General features: G+C 53.3%; 19 protein-coding genes. 18 read left to right on the forward strand and 1 reads right to left on the reverse strand.

Going from position 1 to position 20712, the window contains the following annotated elements:
- Positions 1-500 precede the first annotated feature (500 nt).
- From X474_RS06325 to X474_RS06370, 10 genes are all read left to right on the forward strand, one after another.
- The gene (locus tag X474_RS06325) at positions 501-2603 is read left to right on the forward strand and encodes a TonB-dependent receptor (RefSeq protein ID WP_044347531.1); all 2103 of its coding nucleotides are present in this window, start codon (positions 501-503) and stop codon (positions 2601-2603) included.
- A gap of 45 nt (positions 2604-2648) precedes the next feature.
- On the forward strand, positions 2649-4181 hold the full coding sequence (locus tag X474_RS06330) for an ABC transporter substrate-binding protein (RefSeq protein ID WP_044347532.1): 1533 nt from the start codon (positions 2649-2651) through the stop codon (positions 4179-4181).
- 28 nt (positions 4182-4209) lie between these two features.
- Positions 4210-5070: a class I SAM-dependent methyltransferase gene (locus X474_RS06335; RefSeq protein ID WP_044347533.1), complete on the forward strand. Its 861-nt coding sequence runs from the start codon at positions 4210-4212 to the stop codon at positions 5068-5070.
- A 14-nt stretch (positions 5071-5084) separates the two neighbouring features.
- Positions 5085-6050 (forward strand): ABC transporter permease, encoded by a 966-nt coding sequence (locus tag X474_RS06340; protein WP_044347534.1) that lies wholly within the window; start codon positions 5085-5087, stop codon positions 6048-6050.
- Position 6051: 1 nt separating this feature from the next.
- The gene (locus tag X474_RS06345; protein WP_052514942.1) at positions 6052-6861 is read left to right on the forward strand and encodes an ABC transporter permease; all 810 of its coding nucleotides are present in this window, start codon (positions 6052-6054) and stop codon (positions 6859-6861) included.
- Positions 6851-7666, forward strand: coding sequence for an ATP-binding cassette domain-containing protein (locus X474_RS06350; protein WP_082464188.1), 816 nt, complete (start codon positions 6851-6853; stop codon positions 7664-7666). Before X474_RS06345 ends, X474_RS06350 begins: the two co-directional genes overlap by 11 nt.
- Positions 7667-7718: 52 nt before the next feature.
- A complete protein-coding gene (locus X474_RS06355) occupies positions 7719-8450 on the forward strand; it encodes an ABC transporter ATP-binding protein (protein ID WP_197281997.1) in 732 nt (243 codons plus the stop codon).
- A gap of 645 nt (positions 8451-9095) precedes the next feature.
- Positions 9096-10148, forward strand: coding sequence for a TRAP transporter substrate-binding protein (locus tag X474_RS06360; protein ID WP_044347537.1), 1053 nt, complete (start codon positions 9096-9098; stop codon positions 10146-10148).
- Positions 10149-10222: 74 nt separating this feature from the next.
- On the forward strand, positions 10223-10726 hold the full coding sequence (locus tag X474_RS06365) for a TRAP transporter small permease subunit (RefSeq protein WP_052514934.1): 504 nt from the start codon (positions 10223-10225) through the stop codon (positions 10724-10726).
- Positions 10723-12048, forward strand: a complete 1326-nt coding sequence (locus tag X474_RS06370) for a TRAP transporter large permease (RefSeq protein ID WP_044347538.1) — start codon at positions 10723-10725, stop codon at positions 12046-12048. Before X474_RS06365 ends, X474_RS06370 begins: the two co-directional genes overlap by 4 nt.
- A gap of 144 nt (positions 12049-12192) precedes the next feature.
- Here the strand turns inward: X474_RS06370 and X474_RS06375 are convergent, their stop codons facing one another.
- Positions 12193-12939, reverse strand: a complete 747-nt coding sequence (locus X474_RS06375) for a GntR family transcriptional regulator (protein ID WP_082464190.1) — start codon at positions 12937-12939, stop codon at positions 12193-12195.
- On the opposite strand from X474_RS06375, the gene X474_RS26445 reads away from it, so the two are divergent.
- The 8 genes from X474_RS26445 (at position 12833) to lipB (ending at position 20706) form a co-directional block, all read left to right on the forward strand.
- Positions 12833-13228, forward strand: a complete 396-nt coding sequence (locus X474_RS26445; RefSeq protein WP_197282002.1) for a hypothetical protein — start codon at positions 12833-12835, stop codon at positions 13226-13228. The genes X474_RS06375 and X474_RS26445 overlap by 107 nt on opposite strands.
- Before the next feature lie 43 nt (positions 13229-13271).
- On the forward strand, positions 13272-14045 hold the full coding sequence (locus X474_RS06380; protein WP_044347632.1) for an SDR family NAD(P)-dependent oxidoreductase: 774 nt from the start codon (positions 13272-13274) through the stop codon (positions 14043-14045).
- Positions 14046-14160: 115 nt separating this feature from the next.
- Positions 14161-15129 carry a thiamine pyrophosphate-dependent dehydrogenase E1 component subunit alpha gene (locus X474_RS06385; RefSeq protein ID WP_044347540.1) on the forward strand — a complete coding sequence of 323 codons (969 nt, stop codon included), beginning with the start codon at positions 14161-14163 and terminating at the stop codon, positions 15127-15129.
- Positions 15130-15148: 19 nt separating this feature from the next.
- Positions 15149-16132, forward strand: a complete 984-nt coding sequence (locus X474_RS06390) for an alpha-ketoacid dehydrogenase subunit beta (RefSeq protein WP_044347541.1) — start codon at positions 15149-15151, stop codon at positions 16130-16132.
- Between the two features lie 13 nt (positions 16133-16145).
- Positions 16146-17396, forward strand: coding sequence for a dihydrolipoamide acetyltransferase family protein (locus X474_RS06395; protein ID WP_044347542.1), 1251 nt, complete (start codon positions 16146-16148; stop codon positions 17394-17396).
- A gap of 7 nt (positions 17397-17403) precedes the next feature.
- Positions 17404-18771 carry a dihydrolipoyl dehydrogenase family protein gene (locus tag X474_RS06400; protein WP_044347543.1) on the forward strand — a complete coding sequence of 456 codons (1368 nt, stop codon included), beginning with the start codon at positions 17404-17406 and terminating at the stop codon, positions 18769-18771.
- Positions 18772-18937: 166 nt separating this feature from the next.
- On the forward strand, positions 18938-19867 hold the full coding sequence (locus X474_RS06405) for a beta-keto acid cleavage family enzyme (protein WP_044347544.1): 930 nt from the start codon (positions 18938-18940) through the stop codon (positions 19865-19867).
- 98 nt (positions 19868-19965) lie between these two features.
- Positions 19966-20706 carry a lipoyl(octanoyl) transferase LipB gene (lipB, locus tag X474_RS06410; RefSeq protein WP_052514936.1) on the forward strand — a complete coding sequence of 247 codons (741 nt, stop codon included), beginning with the start codon at positions 19966-19968 and terminating at the stop codon, positions 20704-20706.
- Positions 20707-20712: the final 6 nt, after the last annotated feature.

The raw sequence follows: 20712 nt of genomic DNA on the forward strand, positions 1-20712 counted from the left end.
AGATGGGATGCGCCTATATCCCGCCAGTGGTTTTCACTTGCAAGGTTTTCCCTGAAAGCCCTAAAGTCATTTTTTTACTGTTAAGAATAGGGGTTTTCTTTGACAGTATTAATGTTTGCTTTTTACTTGACATGCCTCAAACACTGTTTTAAACACAGGCAACAAATACACACAGAAGTGTGAAGCTAAGGTGGAGAATTCAAGGCTGTTTAGAAGACGGCTCAAGGAGTGTGAGAGAAAAGGTTTTTTAACCTGATAACGGGGCGTTTTCATTTAGGGGGCCTCATTTTTTCTCTAAACTCCTATTTATGGAAGCTGATTATCTGAGCTGGATTTGAACGAATCGTCCGGTGGTGAACATTTTCACCGCGGTTTCCGGCAAGGCTCCAAGCAAAGAACCGGAATCTCAAGCGGTGATGGGCGTTACTGGTGCAAGAAGGCCAACTCCCTCGAAAGGGAGTCGGCCTTTTGTGTTTTACGCCTGAGTTAAGGGGAATTTTGTGAAAAGAAAGTGTGTGTTTGCAAAGAAGTGTCTTAGGTGGGTGCTTTGCCTGGGGTTTTTGTTGGGAGGTTTAAGCTCCCAGGCCTGGGCCTTGGCGGATGATTCCAAACAGGTAATGGATAAAATGACGGTTACGGCCACCAAAACAGAGGTGGACCCGAGCACCGTGCCTTTTACCATGCATACTGTGGACAGGGAGGATATTGATTCTCAACCCACGCCTTTTATGAACAACCTTGGTGAATTTATCAGGGATGTTCCCGGTGTGCATGTTGCCCAGTACTACCCCTGGGGACCTCCCTGGATCCACCTGCGCGGAACCGGTTACTTTATCGGCCGCACCATTTATCTGGTCGACGGCATGCCCCTGAATCCCTTTTTGTCTGTGGCGGTGAATCCCAATGACGTTGAAAAGGTGGATGTGCTTTTAGGTCCATCTTCAGCGCTTTACGGTCCCAATGCCTCCGGCGGCGCGGTGAACTACATCACCAGAAGAGGTGAAAAGGGCATGGGAGCCCTGGGCCGCATAGCCTATGGCTCAAACAACACCATAAGGCCCCACGCCAGGGTCGGAGACCAGGTCGGTAACTTCAACTACTATCTTTCCTATTCCGGTGATTACTCGGACGGCTACCAGATGAAGCCCCTGGACGGCATGATTGAGCTTTATCAGCGGGGTAAAAAGCAGTATTTACGGGAAGCCAGTTACGAGGACAATGAGTATCAGAACTCCTGGCTGGCCGGTAAATTCGGCTGGGAATCCGAAAGGGGAACCAGCCTTACACTTTCGCTCAACTTTAACCAGCGTTATCTTTATGGCGGTCAGAAGAACCTGATTCTTAATGACGACGGCCAGATTCTGGTTTCTTCTCTTAAGTTCGAAACCCCCTTGTCCTCGATTGGAAAGTTCAAGGCCACTTTCGGATATCAGCACGATGATCATCCCCAGCAATACACCAACGGCCTTTCCATGCAAAACGGTCGTGTGGTGCTGGACCCGACAGTGAATCGCCGTCGTGACTGGACCAGGGAACACACCCCCTTTGAGGTGCAGACAGACTTTTACCTGGGCAAGAACAATATCCTCACCACCGGTGTATTCTGGTCAAGAGAAAAGGAAAAGCGCACAGACCATTACGTCCTTTCCGGCACCAGCAGCACCTCTGAGTGGACCACCGACCAGACTGCGGTCTACCTGCAGGATCAGCATATGTTGCTGGACGACAGGCTGACCCTCATGGCCGGTGTGCGCTATGACCACTGGCGTTACCATGATGTCTTTATCCAGTCCTGTGATCCCCAGCGTCCGGACGAGGTGAAGAAACACACCACCACCTACCGGGGCGGCGTGAAATACAAGATCAACGACAACTACGCCCTGAGGGCATCCGTGGGCACGGCATTCTGGCCCGGCACCGCCCTTTGGTTCTTCCAGACCGTTAAAACCGGCACTGCCTGGCGCGAGGCCAATCCGGATCTGGAGCCTGAAAAGACCTGGATGAGCGACATGGGCCTGGATGTGAACTTCCCTGGCACCGGCACCTATCTGGGAGCCACGGTTTATTACGGGGAGATCAAGGATATGGTCTCCTACAGCTATGATGAGAACCCCTATGTGCCGGGCGGCTCCATTATCCGCACCAAAAACCTGGGCAAGGCCGAGATCTACGGCCTGGAGCTCAAGGCGGACCAGCGCATCACAGATGAGTTGAGCCTCTTTGCCGCTTTCACCCTGAACCATTCCCGCATAGCGGATGATCCCAAAAACGATGGCAACCAGCTCAGAAACGCCCCTGATTACTGGGGCAGTGTGGGACTGCGCTATCTTAACCCCGAACTCTTTAACGCAGAGGCTTTGGTCCGTTTCTCGGACAGTCGTTACTATGACGATGACAACACGGATCTGCCTTATTTCCACATGGATTCCTACGAAACCGTGGATGCCAAGATCTGGAGGGACTGGAAGTTGAGTGAAGATCTTATCCTCACCACCCAGTTCTCGGCAGTGAACATATTTGACAAGGAATATGCCACTGAGATCGTATATGTGAACCCCGGTCGTTTCCTGGAAGCCACCGTAGGATTCAAGTATTTGTTCTAATTTGATTAAGGGCCGTTGTCCTGCCGTTTATCGGGACAACGGCCCTTGTTCGGTGATTCTGAGGTTTTTGCCTTGCCCAAAAAATTATTATTGCACAAATGGTTTGCCTGCCTGTTTATTGCATTGGTCCTGGTTCCGGGTTCTTTTGTTCCGGCCAAGGCCCAAAAGGAAGCCCCCCTGCTTACCATTGGGGTGGGGCGGGATTTTTACGACGGACCTGACAGCAGGAGTTTTCTGCACGGCTCCACCAATACCTGGGAGGGATTGACTTATCTGGATGAGAATTTGAGGGCCGTGCCCTGGCTGGCTGAATCGTGGCAGGCCAGGGACAACCAAAAGACCTGGATCTTTAAGCTGCGGCCCAAGGTGTTTTTCCATGACAAAACCCCGCTCTCGGCCGCCGATGTCAAAAAAAGCCTTGAGCGGATCTGGAAAAATCCCAAATACGACCCCACGGGGAATTATCGTCAGGTTTCTGATATTTTAGCCCCGGACGACCACACTCTTATTGTGCGCACCAAAGAACCCTGCCCCAATTTGCCAAATCTCTTGGCTTATTACTCCAGCCCTATACTTAAAACCGGCACCTATGATTCGAAAGGCAGGATCAGCCGATTGATCGCCACAGGGCCCTTTAAAGTCGCAAACATAAAACCCGGCCAGCGGGTTGAGCTGGAGGCATTTGAAGACTATTGGGGTAAAAAACCGGTCTATCAAAGAGTTGTCTTCAAATCCGTAATTGACGCCCAGACCAGGCTTATGGCCCTGATGGCGGGCGAAGTGGACGCCGTAGCCGACGTGGGGGCGATTTTGCCGGAGCAGGCAGGGGAGCTTAAGGCCGCGCCTGGTATAAACCTAAAGCAAAAGCAGGTGGCCACCACCCATTATCTATTATTTAACTGCGGTAAAAAGCCTTTCAGTAAAGGGGAATGCCGTCACTGGCTGGCGGGATTGCTGAATAGAAAAGAATTGGTGGAGATTCTGGCCCAAGGCACAGGTTATGTGGCCCAAAGCCCTTTCACCCCCTTGGCCGCGGATTGGGTTTTCAAAAAGATCAATCCCCAGGAAGGCAAAAAGCTTAAGCCTGCTGTAAAAAGGCCCTTGGTAATCCTTTTGCACGGAGGAACCCTGCAAAGGTGGCCCTATCTTTCCATGGCCCAGGTCCTACAGCAACGGCTTAGCCAAGAGGGAGTTAAAAGCAAGATAAAGGTGCTGGAGGCAGGGGGATACTATCGCGCCCTGAACAAAGGCGGCTTTGACCTGGCCCTGCAACCCAATACCCTGATGACCGGTGATCCGGACTTTTTTTACACCTATTACTTTGCTTCCAATGGAGCCAGAAATACGGGCCTCAAGGATCCGTTGACCGACGGGCTCCTGGCCCGGGCCAGAATTGAGACGGATTTTAAAAAGAGGCAAAGCCTTTATGAACAGATAGAAGAAAGATTCAACAAGCTTTTGCCCCTGTTGCCCTTGTATCATGAGATCTCCCTTTACGGGCATGGCCCCAAGGTGGCTTTGTTTGAGATGGACCACAACTTCAGGCCCTGCCTTTCCATGGCCAGGCCAAGGCCTTAGAGAAATGAAACAAAACGGTGATTCGCCAATGATAGGTGATAAGTCTCCCGGTTCTGTGGATTTTTGGTGTGACGCCTGGCAACAGGTGCGGCAAAGCTCTCTGCTCAAAACCACCCAAAAGGCCAACCCTGAGAAATGGCTGGATTTTTATGATCGGGTGTCGGATATATGGCTTGAGATGTGGGGCAATCCCTGGGTTTTGGGCCGGGCTGTGGGCCATGCCCTCTGCCAAAAGGGAGACTTGGATCAAAACACCAGGGTCTTGGATGTGGGCTCGGGTCCCGGAGCCCTGGCTGTTCCCCTGGCAGGTCTGGCCAAACAGGTAACCGCTCTGGATAACTCCCGGGGAATGCTCAGGACAGCGCAGGTGAACGCAAAGAAACACGGTTTGTCAAACCTTGAAACCTGGTGGGGGGATTGGCGGGATTATAAACCTTTGGACCTGTATGGTCTGGTGATTGCGGGCTTTTTTCCTCCAGCCATGGGGCCTGACGGATTGGGCAGCTTGGAAAGTTTGAGCAAGGGCGCAGTGGCCCTGGTTATAGGCACAGGCAGCGAGACTGTTCCCTGGCGCAGGGAGCTTTGGTCTCGGATCATGGATAAGCCCCTTGAATTCTCCAATTTGCATTTGACCTGTGCTCTTAATTATCTCCTTACCAGCGGCCGCATGCCGGATTTAAGGCATTTTTCCCTGCCGGTTGAGCTTGATCTGGACAAGGATAGGGTTCTTAAGTATTTCTCCTCTTATTTTAAGATTTTTGGTAAGTCAGGCCTGGAGGTTGACCGGATTTTGCAGGATTGGGCGGCTCCGAAAACCACTGATGGCCGTATAAAGTCACGGGGCAGGGTGGAGGCCGCGCTATTAGTTTGGCAGAAGCCCGGCGCGTAAGGGAGACAGGCGCTTTGCAAAAAATCCGGTTCAAATCCTCATGGCTCAGGCATTTCTTACGGCTTTTGGCTGTCCTTTTGGGTGTCTCCCTTTTAACCTTCAGCCTGGCCGAGCTGGCTCCCGGAGATCCGGCTGAGATCATATTACAGGAGCGCAATCAAAGCCCGGATATTCAGCAGATAGAAAAGTTGCGCAAGAGCCTGGGGCTTGGCGACCCTTTGCCGGTGAGATACCTGCGCTGGCTGCAAAAACTTCTGACTCTGGATCTGGGTGATTCCTGGCTCACCGGTGAGCCGGTCCTTGAAAAGATCCTTTCCCGTTTGCCCGCCACCCTGGAGCTGGCCCTTTGCACCTTTATTTTTGTGGTTTTTCTTTCCACCGTAAGCGGGGTTTTTTCCGCCTGGCACAGCCGAAGCAACTGGGACCGGATCAGCCGGATCTGGGCGGTGTTAAGCGTTTCTCTGCCCAACTATTGGCTGGGGTTGCTTTTAATCTGGTTTATCTCCTTAAAGGCTGGGCTTTTACCTGTAATGGGAAGAGGCACGGCGGCTCATTTGGTTCTGCCGGTTATCACCCTGGGCCTGGGCCTGGCAGCCGGCCAGGGCAGGGTGTTGCGCGCTACTGTGCTGGAGGTTATGGGGCAGGATTACATTCGCTTTGCCTTTGCCACCGGCCTGCCCGGCAGGGTTGTTGTGTTTAAACACCTTTTGATCAATGCCATACCTGCGGTTCTGGGGCTGTGGGGAGTAACCCTGGGCAGCCTTTTGGGTGGAGCGGTTATCGTGGAAAACGTTTTTGCCTGGCCGGGCCTTGGCAAGCTGGCCATGGAGGCCATATTGTCCCGGGACCTGCCTGTGGTCCAGGGCGTGGTTCTGGTCATGGCCCTGGTTTACGTGTTGGCCAATCAGACAGTTGATTTGCTACACGGCTTATTGGATTCCAGGGTCAGGTTAAAGGCCGGGCATGACCATGCGGCCTAAAATGAACAGTCTCATCACGGCAGGGCTTTTGATCCTGGGTATGCTGGGCCTGGCTGCGGTGTTGGCGCCTTTTATCATGCCCCATGACCCCCTTGGCGCCAACCTGTTAAACCGCCTTAAGCCGCCCAGCTTTTCATATCCCTTGGGCACGGATCACCTGGGCAGGTGCGTGTTTTCCAGGCTTCTGCTGGGAGCCCGCTACACCCTTTGCGCAGGGCTGCTCGCTTCAATGGGGGCCTTGTTCCTGGGAGCCCTGGCCGGGCTAACCGCCGGCCTTGCCAAACCCGGCCTGAGAGGGGTAATGAATATTTTTATGGATGTGGTTCTGGCCTTTCCCGGCCTGGTTCTGGCCCTGGCCCTGACAGGGGTTATGGGGCCAAGCCTTTTCAGTCTGGCCCTGGCCCTGGCCGGAGCGGGCTGGGCCTGGTGGGGCCGCTTTGTGCGGGGCCTTGCCGTGACAGCCAGGGAAAAGCCTTATGTAAAAGGTGGAATTGTCTGCGGAGTCAGGGGAGGCAGGCTTCTCAGATATTACCTGTTGCCCCAGGTTCTTCCCTCGACACTGGTGGCTGCTTCCTTTAAAACCGGATGGATGATTCTGGGAATCTCGGGGCTCAGCTATCTGGGCTTGGGCGCTCAACCGCCGATTCCGGAATGGGGAGCCATGTTGCAGGAATCCCGGCTTTACCTCACCCGCGCCCCTTGGCTCATGCTGGCTCCGGGCACAATGGTGACATTGGCTGTTTTGGGTTTTAACTTTTTGGCCGAAGGTTTAAGGGATGCCCTGGAAGTGAGGCAGGCAGGTGAGTTGTAATGAACCCTTGCTAAAGGTTTGCGGGCTGTCGGTTGACTCGGACCGGCCGCCCCGCGGCAGGCGGCTGTTAAGGGGGATCGACCTTACCCTTGAAAACGGCGGCTCCCTGGGCCTGGTGGGGGCCAGCGGGGCCGGAAAAAGTATCTTATCCTGCGCCTTGAGCGGCTTATTGCCAAGGCCTGTCCAAATAAGCCGGGGAGAGGTCTTCTGGCGGGGCAGGGAAGTTCTGCTTGATAATCCCAAGGCCTGGCGCAGATTAAGGGGTAGAGAGATTTTTTTGGTTTTTCAGAGCCCCGGTTCCGCCTTAAACCCCAACCTCAGAATCGGCAGCCAGATAAGGGAGGTTTTGATCAAGGTGATTGGCCTGTCGGCTCAAAAGGCCGGGCTCATGGCTGTTGCGCTTCTGAAACAGGTCGATATACCTTTAGATTGCCTGAAGCATTACCCTTGGCAGCTCAGCGGGGGCATGCGCCAAAGGGTGCTTTTGGCCCTGGCCCTGGCCTTGAAACCCGGGCTTTTGATCGCCGATGAGCCTACATCCGGCCTGGATGCCGTTAATCGAGAAAAGGTGATAGGGCTTTTAAAGGAACTTAACCGCACTGTGGGCACCGCCCTGATTTTCATATCCCATGATTTGAGAGCTGTGAGTGAAATCGCAGATGAAATCGGGGTGATGGATCAGGGCGCTTTGTGTGAACTCAATAATACCAAAAGCCTTTTTGGAAATCCGCAACATGCCAAGACCAGGCGTTTGCTGGCCGGGCTGGACAGGCTGGATCAGATTTATGACAATGCCTCTTCTTGAATTTAAAGGGATATGTAAAGGTTTTGGATCGGCTGAAACCGGTAAACAGGTATTGGACCAAATAAGCCTGAAGATCTATGCGGGGTCTTCCTGGGGGTTGGTCGGAGGGTCCGGCGCGGGAAAAACCACCCTGGCGAATCTTATTTTAGGGCTGGAAAAACCCGATCAAGGCCAAATACTGTTTAGGGGCCAGGACGTCAATTTGTTTTCCAAAGTAGAAAGGCATCTTTTACACAAGGAGATTCAGGTTATCTGGCAAGACCCGATGATGTATCTGAATCCGTTCTTAAAGGTGAGCCAGCTTATGGAAGAGCCCCTTATCTGTTTTGGCGGGTGGCCTGAGCCTGAGCGCAGGCAAAAAGTGCTTCACTACCTGGACCTGGTGGAGCTGGATAAGGGCCTTTTGGAAAAACGCCCCCATGAATTAAGCGGCGGGCAGTGCCAAAGGGTGGCAATGGCCAGGGCCATCATCTGCGGGCCCACCCTGGTCATCCTGGATGAGGCGCTTTCCGGTCTGGACGCGGACCTGCAAGCGCGGATTTTGGATCTCTTGAAAAGGCTCAAGCAGGAAAAGGAATTTTCCTATCTCTTCATTTCCCATGATTTAAGGCAGGTGGCCTGGCTTTGTTCCGACCTTGCGGTTCTCAAGGAGGGAAGGATTAGGGAGATGGGCCCCACCGGCCAAGTTCTTGCCCATCCGACTGATTCCTATACCGAAAAGCTGCTTGCCTGCACCGGCCAAGGACCGGCTAAATCTTACGATGGCCTGTTGAAAAATATGTAATATCAGAAAGTTGCCTGGATTTATCCTTATTCCTCGATTAAACAAAAGAAAAAATTCACATAACCATTCGCTTAATTTTTCCACTTCACTTAATCCCTTGAAAAAATTCCCTCCTGTTTTTGCTCAGTAAGAGTTGATATATCAAGTATTTGACCCTAAACCAGCCTTTCTTTCTCTTTTTGTGTGTTCAAAATTTTTTTGATTTTTCAGTAGGTTGCCTTTTTTCTTTATCTGTGATGCCTTTTTTTTGTTACCCTGTAACATGTACGAAATATTTCTAAGGCTGGTCAGGCTTTTTCTCAATGAAATTTAGAATCGTTTTTAAAAACAAGAAAAGTCTATTTCAAAGGGTATTTAAGCTGCGAGACTCTATTCGGGAGCCATTTGTACATTTATGATCTTGGCTTTTTGCAGAAAAAGGGCTTGACATGCTTCTTCTCAGTTTGGCAAAGTCTTACCATGTATTAAAAAATATATTTTTTAATATTTTTGTAACACGACTCATCTTTGACAAGAAAAATTAAATAAATCAAGCGGTTAGATAGGCCTGGGTTCCAGGTTGGCGCTACAGGCCGCATATTGGCTACCAACCGAGACGATGTCTCACAAAATGTCAGGTAACGAATACACAAAAGGAGTAGACCCATGAAGTTCAAAAGCTTCAAGCCGCTCGTCGTAGTACTGGCTGCGATGATTGCTATCACCATGCTGGCCGGTGGGGCTCTCGCCGCTGACAAGATACGTTGGAAAGGTCAAAGCGTTTTTGGCATTTCCTCTCCCCTGGGCAAGTACACCATTGTCCTGTGGAAGAAGTACGTGGAAGAGATGAGCGGCGGCCGTATGGAGATCGTACTGCACGATGTCGGTGAAGTTGTGCCCGGAACCAAGATTTTTGATGCCGTGCGCGGCGGAATTCTGGACTTCGGAGCCAACACCCCTGCCTATCAAAAGGGTCAATACCCCGCCGGCGACCTTTTCTACACCCTGCCGGGCGGCGTATTGCAGTTTGACGACTTGATCCTGTGGCTCTATGCCGGCGGCGGCAAGGAGCTGGAGCAGGAAATGTACGGCGACAAGGTTATCGTCTTCCCCTGCGGTCTTACTCCTCCAGAAGAGATCTGGTCCAAAAAGCCCATTAAAACCCTGGCTGACTTCAAGGGCCTCAAGATCAGGGCCGCCGGCCTTTCCATGGACCTGTGGGAAAAACTCGGTGCTTCCGTGGTGCTTCTGCCCGGCGGCGAGGTGCTACCCTCCCTGCAGAGGGGGTTGATCGACGCCACCGAGATGTTGGAAGCTTCCTATGACTACACCCTGGGTCTGCACGAGGTCTGCAAATATCGCTTTGGTCCTCCGGTGCATATGTCCAACAATATCTTCCAGCTTCTTATCAAACCCAAGTCCTGGAAAGCCCTGCCCGACGACCTGAAAATTATCGTGGAAAAGGCCGCCATGGTCGCCACCTTCCAGGGTTACGCCGACTTCTGGCAGGACACCATCAAATTCAACAAGAAAATCGAAAAATACGGCATCATAACCACCAAGCTCTCCAAGGAAGACCAGGCCAAGACCAGGAAGCTCGCCTTTGAGATTCTGGAAGAAAAATCCGCCCAGGATCCTTTCTTCAAGAAAGTCTGGGAATCCCAGAAAAAATTCATCGCGGACTTCAAGCCCTATTACGACCTGACCAAGTTCGACTAAGGCTTATCAACTTGACCTAAAATTTAGGACCGGACCCTTTGTCTTGTGCAAGGGTCCGGTCTTGGAGACACTAAATGGGACTTGTGCGTATTATTGACAAAATCAGCGAATGGACCGGCGCTATCGCCGCCTGGCTGGTGATACCCCTCATGCTGGTTGTCATGCATGAGGTTTGGGCCCGTCATGTCATGAATAACCCCACCGGCTGGGGTTACGACACCTGCTGGATGATTTTTGCCGCCCAGTTTTTGATCGGAGGGGCCTACACCCTTTACCGCAATGGGCATATCAGGATCGACATTTTCTATCACACCTTAAGCGAGCGGGGCAAACTGATTTATGACACCATTATTTCGCTGGTGATCATACTGCCGCCGATGATCCTCTTCACCTATGGCGGAGTCATCTATGCGGCTGAAGCCTGGATCAGCGGTGAAAACCTTTCCACCACCAACTGGATGTTTCCGGCCGGACCTTCCAAGAGCCTGATTCCGATTGGTTTCTTCCTTTTGGGTTTGCAGTGCGTCGCTGACATTATCAGAAATATCCATACCTTGAAGAAAGGCAATCAGCAATGAGCCCCGATCAGCTGGCCGCCGTGGTCATGATGGGCATCCTCCTTGTCATGGTTATAGGAGGCGTTCACCTGGCCTTTGCCTTGTTATTCTTGTCCGTGGTCTTTGGCCTGATTTTCCAGGGGGATATGATCATCCCCATGGCCATGTTGAAGTTTAACGGAGTAATGGAAAGCGAGATACTAATCGCTGTTCCGCTCTTCGTATTCATGGGTACAATCCTGGAGAAAAGCGAGGTTGCCGAAGGTGTTTTCCAAAGCCTTTATGAGCTGTTCGGAAAAATCAGGGGCGGCCTGGCCATAGCCACAGTCGTAACCTGCACCATCTTTGCCTCCTGCACAGGCGTTATCGCCGCCACGGTCACCACCATGACCTTGTTGGCTGTTCCTCCCATGTTAAAGAGGAATTACAACAAGGGGCTGGCCACCGGTGTGGTCTGCGCCGGGGGAAGCCTGGGAATTCTGATTCCGCCCAGCGTGATGCTGGTTATGTATGGCCCCATGGCCAACCTTTCCGTGGCCCAGCTTTTTGCGGCGGCCCTTTTCCCTGGCCTTTTATTGGCGTTTTTGTACCTGGTTTACATTGCCGTCGGCTGCTGGCTGCGTCCTGAATTAGCGCCGGCAATTCCCGATGAAGAGGCGGTTGAAAGAGGCCCTGCGCTTTACAAAAAAGCGGCCAAGCAGATGCTTCCCGCCCTGTTTTTGATCATCGCCGTTTTGGGTTCCATTATCGGCGGTGTGGCTTCTCCCACAGAGGCCTCGGGCGTGGGCGCTTTTGGCGCTCTTTTGGTTGCCGCAGCTTACAAAAAGCTTACCTACGTCAAGGTGAGGGACGCTGCCTATACCACCCTGATCGTTACGGCCATGGTGTTTTTCATCATCATCGGCGCGGGTATTTTCAACTCCGTGTTTTTGTTCCTGGGCGGCGGCGCCTTGATCAAAAGCATATTGATGGCCATGCCTTTTGGTAAGTGGTTTGTACTGTCCGTGATGATGGGCATCTTGTTCATACTGGGCTTTTTCATTTCCTGGCAGGGCCTTTTGTATGTCATCGTGCCGATCTTCCTGCCGGTGGCCATATCCCTGGGATTCGATCCCCTGTGGTTCGGCCTCTTGGTCTGCTTGAACCTGCAGATGTCTTTCCTTACTCCTCCGTTTGCCTATGCCATCTTCTTTGTCAAGGGAGCGGCTCCGCCGGAGGTGAAGACCACGGATATTTACTGGGGAGTTATTCCCTTTGTGCTCCTGCAGGCTTTGGCAGTGCTTTTGTGCATCGTTTTTCCGGAGCTGGTGCTCTGGCTTCCCAGGGTTACCCTTGGCGCCTAAACGGACCAAGCTGGAATTTCGGGTGAAGAATTTAATCTTTACCTGAGAGTTTAAGTTGTCAAAAACTTGAGCCGGACCCGGATAAATTGTTTCGGGGCCGGCTCAAGCCGGATCTTTTAAAAAAAGGTTCTGGGCTTAGGGATCTTAGATTGTGCCGAAGTCGGAACCGTAGATAAAGGTGGAAAGGAAATCGTCCTGGTTGTTAAGTCTGGCCACAATAAATTTTTTGGCCAGAATCAGATGCTGCCTCATCAATGTGGAAACCTTTTCCGGATCTCTTTTGCGCAAGGCCTCCACAATCGTTGAGTGCTCGCGATGAGCGTCGGTGAGATGGTCGCTGGTGAGCAGATTTATGTTTTGCAGCATCCAGATGCGTTCCAAAAGGCGTTGGCCGGTTTCGGCCAGGAGTTGGTTGCCGCTGGCGTTCATGATCACGGCATGAAATTCCTGGCTAAGGCGAAGCACCTCGTTTTTTTCTCCTTGAGCCTGTTTTTGGGGAATTCGCCTTTGGATGGTCTCCAGTTTATCAAGGTCTTTTGACGTTATACGCCGGGCAGCCTGTTCTGCGGCCAGCACTTCCAGGGCGATGCGAAAGTCGTAAATATCTTCAATTTCCTGAATCGTGAGGGCCTTTACAGTGAAACCTTTTTTGGCGGGGCGCTCGACCAGTTGCTCCTGTTCCAGTTTGTTAAGCGCTTCCCGTATGGGAGTTTGGCTCATACCCAGCGCCTGGGCCAATTCATCCAGTTTCAACCTGGTCCCCGGCTTTAATTGGAAATGTATTATGCGTTTTTTTATCTCTTCGTATGCACGCTCAGTTAAGGATGGCTTTTTCAAGGCTCGCTCACTTCGTTCTCTGAGTATGGTTGATTTGGCGCACTTGACATTCATTGCTAGGCAGCCAAACGGGGACACTGGCACAAATCAAACTGATTTTCTCCCTGGTTTTTCTCGAATCCAAGAAGACTCTTTTTCTGGACCTCAAATCAGTGTGGTTGGATGTATTATATACGAAAAAATATATGAGTTGATATTTATATTTATAGATTCACAAAAACTTTTAATCAAGAAGATAGACAGATCTCGATATCTTTTATCGCTTATTGAGAAATGTCGGCTTTTTTATGGTGGGAAAAAAACTTTTCAGGCAAGTAAAGGATTTTTGTTGCCTGGTTTTTAAAAATAATATATTAAATAATATATTATTTACGCAGGAGGAAGAATTGTCAGCAAATACACAAAAAGAAGATCTGGCGGCCAAGGCCGGGATCATCACCGGTGCAGCCAGCGGCATAGGTCGTGCCACCGCGTTAAATCTTGCCGCGGCCGGAGCAGGTCTGTTGTTGGCGGATATGGCGCTTGAGCCTTTGCAGGAACTGGCCGCCGAGATAAAAGAGGCGGGCGGCAAAGAACCCGTGACCTTAAAAGTGGATGTCAGCGACCAAGGCCAGGTCCGGGACATGGTGCTCAAGGCAAAAGAATCCTTTGGTTCTGTGGATTTCATGGTGAACAGTGCGGGCATCTTAAGGAGAACCGGCTTCACCGAGATTCCGGCCGAGGAATGGGATCTTATGCTCGCCGTTAACCTGACAGGCGTTTTTTACTGCTGCCAGGAGGCCGCCAAGGTCATGGTTGAGCAGAAAAGCGGCTCTATTGTTAATGTTTCCTCCCTTGCCGGGCGCTCCACCTCTATTTTAGGCGGAGCCCATTACACAACCGTCAAACACGGCGTGGTGGGACTTTCCCGTCATGCGGCTCGCGAACTGGGTCCGAACGGCATCAGGGTCAACGCCTTTTGCCCCGGGGCCACCATCACCCCCATGACTGAAACCTCGGCCCAGAAAGAAGAAAGGGACCGCGCCAGCGCGGCTACTCCCTTGCGCCGCTGGGCCAAGCCCGAGGAACAGGCCAGTGTTATCGCCTTTTTGGTGAGCGACGCCTCTTCCTTTATGACTGGCGCCTGCCTTGATTCCAATGGCGGGGCCTTGATGGTTTAGCAATAAAAAAAGGCCGGTTGATCCGGCCTTTTTCTTTAGGAGGCAATAACGAGCCGGGCGGTAAGGGCCGCAAACGGCTCCTAATCAAGGAACAAAAAGGCTGACGGAGGCATTTATGCCTGAAGACAAAAAGACCTTGTTGGACCTCTACCGGACCATGGTGACTGTAAGGCAGTTTGAGACCCTGGCCGGAGAGCATTTCGCAGCCGGTGAAATTCCCGGATTCATCCATCTCTCTATCGGACAGGAAGGGTCATCCACAGGGGTGTGCTCCACCTTGAGGCCGGATGATTATCTTACTACAACCCACCGTGGCCATGGCCACATGATAGCCAAGGGAGCCGACTTAAACCGCATGGTGGCCGAGCTTTTCGGCAAGAAAGACGGTTATTGCAAGGGCAAAGGCGGCTCCATGCATATCGCGGATTTCTCCCTGGGCATCTTGGGAGCCAATGGCGTTGTGGCCGGTGGCCCGCCGATTATCTGCGGGGCCGGGCTTTCCATCAAGTACCGCAAAACCGACCAAGTGGCGGTTTGCTTCTTTGGTGACGGAGCCAGCAACAGGGGCCCGGTGCACGAGGCCATGAACATGGCTTCCATCTGGAAACTGCCGATTATTTTCTGCGTGGAGAGCAACTGCTGGGCCTCCACCACACCTTCCACCTATTCCTGCAGTGTGCCTGAGCTGGCCGTAAGGGCCAAAGGCTACGGCATGCCCGGCGTGACTGTGGATGGCAACGATGTTCTGGCCGTGCGCGAGGCCGCTGCCGAGGCGGTTGCCCGGGCCAGGGCAGGGGAAGGCCCCACTTTCCTGGAGAATAAGACCTATCGCATCAGGGGACACTTTGAGGGCGACCCCCAGAAATACCGCACCCAGGAAGAAGTGGAAAAGCGCTTTGGCGAAAACGATCCCATCGATCGTTTTGAGAAGCTTCTGACCAAGAAAAAGATTCTCACCAAGAAAATCTCCGGCGAGATATGGGACGAGGTTAAATCCAAGCTGGACGCGGCCTTGGAATTCGCCGAGCAAAGCCCCTATCCCAAGCCTGAAGAGGCCTTGGAAGACCTTTACGTAAATCCCTAGCTTCCTGGAGAGAATAACCATGTCCGAGAGGATCATGAGCAGCTCGGCCGCCTTGGCCGAGGCTTTGCACGAAGAGATGAGCCGTGATGAGACCATCTTCATCCTTGGTGAGGATTTGACAGCTCATGCCGGCATTTTTGGTCAATTCAAAGGTCTGCCCGAGGCTTTTCCGGGCAGGATTTTAGACACTCCCATCAGCGAGTCCTGCATTGCGGGTTGCGGTGTGGGCGCTGCCTTGACCGGCATGAGGCCCATTGTGGACTTCCATTTTTCCGACTTTGTGACCTGCGGTATGGACGAGCTGGTCAACCAGGCCGCCAAGATCCGCTATATGTTCGGCGGCCAGGTGAAATTACCCATGGTCTGCTGGTGCCCGGACGGTGCCGGACTCAGGGCCGCGGCCCAGCATTCCCAGTCCCTGGAATCCTGGTTTGTGCACACCCCGGGCCTCAAGGTGGTGGTGCCTTCAGAGGCCGGAGATGTAAAGGGCCTGATCAAGGCCGCCATCCGAGACGATGACCCGGTGATGTTTTTCCAGCACAAAAGGCTTTTTGCCAAGGAAGGTCATGTACCCGAGGACTCCGAATACATAATTCCCCTGGGCAAGGCCGGCGTAAAGCGCGAGGGCACCGACGTGACCCTGTTCTGCTATGGCAGCGGCTACTACCTTTGCAAACAGGCGGCCGACGAGCTGGCCAAGATGGATATCTCGGCCGAGGTGGTGGATCTGCGCACCTTGAAACCACTGGATATGGATACCGTGGCCAAGAGCGTGCAAAAGACCAACCGCGCGGTTATCGTGCATGAGGCCTGCGTGACCGGTGGCTTTGGCGCTGAGCTCACTGCCAGGATTCAAAGTGAATTGTTCGACTACCTGGACGCCCCTGTGGGACGAGTGGGGACCAAGGATGTTCCGCTTCCCTTCTCGCCTGTGCTGGAAGACTTTGTGCTGCCCAAGGTGGAAGACGTAATTGAAGCGGCCCGCGCCGTGACCTATCGGTAAGTGAGGAGGGCCCATGGCTATCGAACTGACTGTCCCTAAACTGGGGCTTACCATGGAAGAGGCCGTTTTGGTGAGCTGGAGCGTGGACGCCGGCGCCAAGGTGGCGGAAGAAGATATTGTTCTGGTGCTTGAGACCGACAAGGTCACCTATGAGATGCCTGCTCCGGGGGCAGGTCTTTTGCACCCCATAGTGGAGGCCGGCTCCAAGATTCTGGTGAGCCAGGTGGTTGGTTATCTGGCCGCAGACGAAGCCGAGCTGGAAAAACTTAAATCAGAGGCTCCGGCTGCGGCAGGCGCAGCGGCTGAAGCCGCTCCGGCGGAAGAGAAAAAAGAAGAAGCCAAGGCAGCCGCTCCGGCAGCTGCGGCAGCCGCAGCTCCGGCTGACGGACGCATCAAGGCTTCGCCCCTGGCCAAGGCCATGGCCAAGGAGCATGATCTGGATCTTTCCTTGATTCCCGGAACCGGTCCCGGGGGCAGAATCGTCAAGGCAGATATTCTGAACGCCCTGGAAAAAGGCGTCAGCGCCCCGGCTCCCGCCGCGGCCGCAGCCCTTCCGGACGACGAAATGGCCCTTACCTGCAAAGAGGAGATTCCCATCTCCGGCGTGCGCAAGGTTATCTTCAACAACATGCACGCAAGCTTGCAGGAACAGGCCCAGCTCACCTTGCATACCGAACTTTCGGCCACCGGCCTTATGGAACTGCGCAAGTTCTTTAACGATCGTTACGCCAAAGAAGGCATCAAGGTTTCCTACAATGCAATAATCATCAAGGCCGTTGCCCAGGCCTTGAAAGCCCATCCCATTGTGAATGCAAGTGTGGTGGGGGATGTTATCAAACAATGGGCTCAGGTGCATGTGGGCGTGGCCATGGATCTGGGTGACGGCCTGGTGGTTCCCAAGGTGCGGCGCGCCGACATCAAGGGTGTGAAGGCCATCAGCCTTGCCTTTGACGAGATGGTGGAAAAAGCCAAATCAGGCGGGCTTATGCCGGACGACCTGCAAGGCGGAACCTTTACCATCACCAACCTGGGGGCCTGGGACATCGATCATTTCACCCCCATTGTGAACCCCCCCGAGAGTGCAATCTTGGGTATAGGCAGGATCACCGAAAAACCGGTGGTCAAAGACGGTGAAGTGGTGGTCGAGCCCATGCTGGGCTTGAGCCTCACCATCGATCATAGGGTTATAGACGGCGCACCAGGGGCTGCTTTCTTGAAAACCCTCAAGGAATTCTTGCAAAACCCCCTGCTTATGCTGGAGTGAGCACCCTATGGCGGAGTATGATCTTATAGTAGTCGGTGCAGGACCCGGCGGTGTGGCCGCGGCTATCAGGGCCTCCCAGTTGGGGGGCAAGGTGGCTGTGGTGGAGCCGGACAAATGGGGCGGCTTGTGCCTTAACCGCGCCTGCATACCAACCAAGTACCTGAGCACTGCCCAGGAGCGCATGGCCGAGTTCAAGGCCGCGCCGAACCAGGGCTTTAAAGCAGACAGCCAGGGCAGTTTTGACCAGGCTTCACTCTGGACTCAGAAGTCCGAGCTCACCGAATATTTCTCCATGGGCACCCAGGGCCTTTTAGCCAGCAACGGCATCACGATGGTTGCTGGTGAAGGCCGCCTGGCCGGACCCGGCAGGGTCGCGGTCGGCAATGAAGTCCTGGAGGGCGACTCCATTCTTATATCATCCGGCAATAAATGGGTGAGACCGGATATCGAAGGTGGAGACCTGGACAAGGTCCTGAACACCACCGAATTTTTGGCCCAGGACAAGCTTCCCCAAAAGGTTCTCTTTTTGGGCGGCGGCCCCTGGCAGTTGGAACTGGCCCAGTTTTTCGTGGCCACAGGCGGCGAGGCGTTTGTTGTTGAAGAAGCCAGGAATGTACTTCCCGGCGAGGACAGCGATATCAGCCAGCGCCTGCGCTCCATAATCAATCAGGGTCCCTTGCAGATACTTAATCAGGCCAAGGTGGTTTCCCTGGCTGCCAAGGGAGCCGGTCTAGAGGCCAAACTTGAGGTAAAGGGCGAGACCCAGATCCTGGATTGCGATCAAGTGGTTTATCTGAGCCGGGAACCGGCCCTTGAGGGCCTGGGCCTGGATACTGTGGGCTTAAGCGATCTCACAGTGGATGAGTGCCAGAAAACCAAAGCCTCCGGCGTCTTTGCCGTGGGCGACGTGACCGGGGTGGACGGCTGGAGTCATCTTTCTTCAGCCCAGGGAATCGTGGCCGGGGAAAACGTCATGGGCGGTTCCATGAAGCTTAACCCCAATGCCATACCCAGGATGTGCTTCACCAGGCCCCAGGCTGCAAGTGTGGGACTTACCGAAGAACAGGCCGAAGATCTGGATTACGATGTGATAACGGGCGAGGCCCCCATGGGCGTCAGCCCCATGGCCATGATCCAGGGCCAGTCAAACGGTGTCTTCAAGGTGGTGGCCGAGGAAAAATACGGCGAGGTGCTGGGAGTTCATATTCTGGCCCCCATGGCTACTGAGATCATCGGCGCTGCGGTGCTTGCCATTCAGATGGAGGCAACCCTGGAAGATCTGGCCAGGGCGTGCTTTGCCCATCCCACCATAGCGGAATCACTGGCCGATGCGGCCAGGGATGCCCTGGGTTGGGCGATTTATCAACCTAAATAACAAGCTCAGCCTGGACCAGGCCTTGGTTTTGCCGGGCCTGGTCCGGGTCCTGTACCGGTAATTCAAGGGCAGACGTGCCCATCCCTTCCCGCCCGGCCTGAAGACCCGGCATTGGGCATTGTTTGCTCTCTATATTCTGCTCCAATCCATGCATAGGAGACCTGCCATGCAGCCTCTAATCATTACTTGTTGTGTTACCGGCGGGTGCAATGTACCCACCATGAGCCCTTATTTACCCCTCACTCCCGACGAAATTGCGGATTCCGCGGTGGAGGCGGCCGAAGCCGGAGCCGCTATCCTTCACCTGCACGCCCGTGATCCCAAGGACGGCCGTCCCAGTAACGATCCCGAGCATTTCGGTGCTGTATTGAAAAAGGTCGGTAAACGCACAGATGCGGTGGTCTCCATGACCATGCCCGGCATGCCCGAGGTGCCGGTGGCTGAGCGTTGCTCCAATGTGGAAAAATACAGCCCGGAAATGGCGGCGTTTGTGTCGGGCAGCAGCAACTACGCTTTTCATAATCGCCTGAAGCTGGCTGATGAGTGGAAATACGACTGGGAACCCAAGTTTCTTGCTGATTCCAAGAATTTCATCTATCAGAATACATTCGGAGATTGCGAGCATATCTGTAGAGTGTTAAATAGCCATGACATAAGGCCGGAAGTCGAGTTGTTTGGAGCCACTCACCTCTACAACCTGGCCCTCTTGGTCGAGCAGGGCAACATAGAACTTCCCCTGCACCTGGAGTTTGTCATGGGCCTGCTGGGAGGACTCAGGGCCGAAGCCGAAGACCTGGTCTTTTTGATCAGGAAAGCTGATAAACTCTTTGGCCCCAATAATTACACTTGGTCGTTAAGCGGCATGGTGGGATTCGGCTATTTTGGATTGTTCCCGATGGCTGTTGAACTTGGCGGTCATATTCGCATTGGCCTGGAAGACAATGTCCATATTTCCGACGGTGTTTTGGCAAAATCGAACAAGGAGCTGGTGGAGAGGATAAAAAGGCTCGCCCAGGACGCGGGAAGAGAGATCGCAACTCCCGATCAAGCCAGAAAAATACTGGGGCTTAAAGGGAAAAACAAGGTAGATTATTGACAGAAGCAACTATTTGTGGTGCATAAGGAGCTTGAGAAAGGTATCTTTCTTTCTGGCTCCTTTTTCATCTGGGCAAATTAAAAGGATCGATTTAAACCATGTCAAAACCTCAGTCAAACCAGGCCGCCCTAACCAATAATCAGAAATATCACACAAAAGTGATAAGCCGCGATCACATAGACTATGATCGGTCCTGGGCGCTTATGCGGCGGCTGGTCCCCAAAAAAAGGGGTAATGACTTAGACGACATCTTGATCCTTACTGAAAGCGAGCCTGTTTTCACCCTGGGCCGCAGGGCCGAAGAAACAGATATCCTGGTCCCCCAGACCCTTTTGCAGGCAAAAGGGATTCTCGTGCGTAAAGTGGAGCGGGGCGGGCTCATCACCTATCACGGCCCGGGCCAGCTTTTGGCCTATCCTGTGTTCAATGTAAACCGCATGGGACTTTCACCCAGCCGTCTGGTTCATGGCCTTGAATCGGCGATCATCTCGGTATTGTCAGATTTCGGTATAGATTCCGAGCGGATCAAGGGAAGGCCGGGCGTATGGATCGGCCAGGACCAAAAGATCGCCTCTATCGGAGTGGCCGTGCGCAGGGGGGTTTCCTTTCACGGCCTGGCCCTGAATGTCGAGCCCGACCTGACTCATTTCGACCTGATCAATCCTTGCGGCTTCACGGGTATTCGCATGACCTCCATGGCTCAGATCCTGGGCAAGTCTGTAAATGGACCCGAGGTAAGGGAGTGCATGCAGGGTCATCTGGAAAAATTGTTTGATCTTGAGACTGAACCCTGGACCCTTGAGCAGGCCGAGGACTGGGCGGGAACTGAGGAACTCTGAGCACTG

The organism is Dethiosulfatarculus sandiegensis (genome assembly GCF_000931935.2).
GTDB lineage: Bacteria > Desulfobacterota > Desulfarculia > Desulfarculales > Desulfarculaceae > Dethiosulfatarculus > Dethiosulfatarculus sandiegensis.

What these genes read in the sequence shown, in the direction of transcription:
- X474_RS06390 (WP_044347541.1), top strand. Translation starts at nt 15,149, where the DNA reads ATGTCCGAGAGGATCATGAGCAGCTCGGCCGCCTTGGCCGAGGCTTTG.
- X474_RS06375 (WP_082464190.1), bottom strand. Translation starts at nt 12,939, where the DNA reads ATGAATGTCAAGTGCGCCAAATCAACCATACTCAGAGAACGAAGTGAG.
- X474_RS06345 (WP_052514942.1), top strand. Translation starts at nt 6,052, where the DNA reads ATGAACAGTCTCATCACGGCAGGGCTTTTGATCCTGGGTATGCTGGGC.
- X474_RS06335 (WP_044347533.1), top strand. Translation starts at nt 4,210, where the DNA reads ATGATAGGTGATAAGTCTCCCGGTTCTGTGGATTTTTGGTGTGACGCC.
- X474_RS06365 (WP_052514934.1), top strand. Translation starts at nt 10,223, where the DNA reads ATGGGACTTGTGCGTATTATTGACAAAATCAGCGAATGGACCGGCGCT.
- X474_RS06370 (WP_044347538.1), top strand. Translation starts at nt 10,723, where the DNA reads ATGAGCCCCGATCAGCTGGCCGCCGTGGTCATGATGGGCATCCTCCTT.
- X474_RS06400 (WP_044347543.1), top strand. Translation starts at nt 17,404, where the DNA reads ATGGCGGAGTATGATCTTATAGTAGTCGGTGCAGGACCCGGCGGTGTG.
- X474_RS06360 (WP_044347537.1), top strand. Translation starts at nt 9,096, where the DNA reads ATGAAGTTCAAAAGCTTCAAGCCGCTCGTCGTAGTACTGGCTGCGATG.
- X474_RS26445 (WP_197282002.1), top strand. Translation starts at nt 12,833, where the DNA reads ATGCGTTTTTTTATCTCTTCGTATGCACGCTCAGTTAAGGATGGCTTT.
- lipB (WP_052514936.1), top strand. Translation starts at nt 19,966, where the DNA reads ATGTCAAAACCTCAGTCAAACCAGGCCGCCCTAACCAATAATCAGAAA.
- X474_RS06405 (WP_044347544.1), top strand. Translation starts at nt 18,938, where the DNA reads ATGCAGCCTCTAATCATTACTTGTTGTGTTACCGGCGGGTGCAATGTA.
- X474_RS06385 (WP_044347540.1), top strand. Translation starts at nt 14,161, where the DNA reads ATGCCTGAAGACAAAAAGACCTTGTTGGACCTCTACCGGACCATGGTG.
- X474_RS06395 (WP_044347542.1), top strand. Translation starts at nt 16,146, where the DNA reads ATGGCTATCGAACTGACTGTCCCTAAACTGGGGCTTACCATGGAAGAG.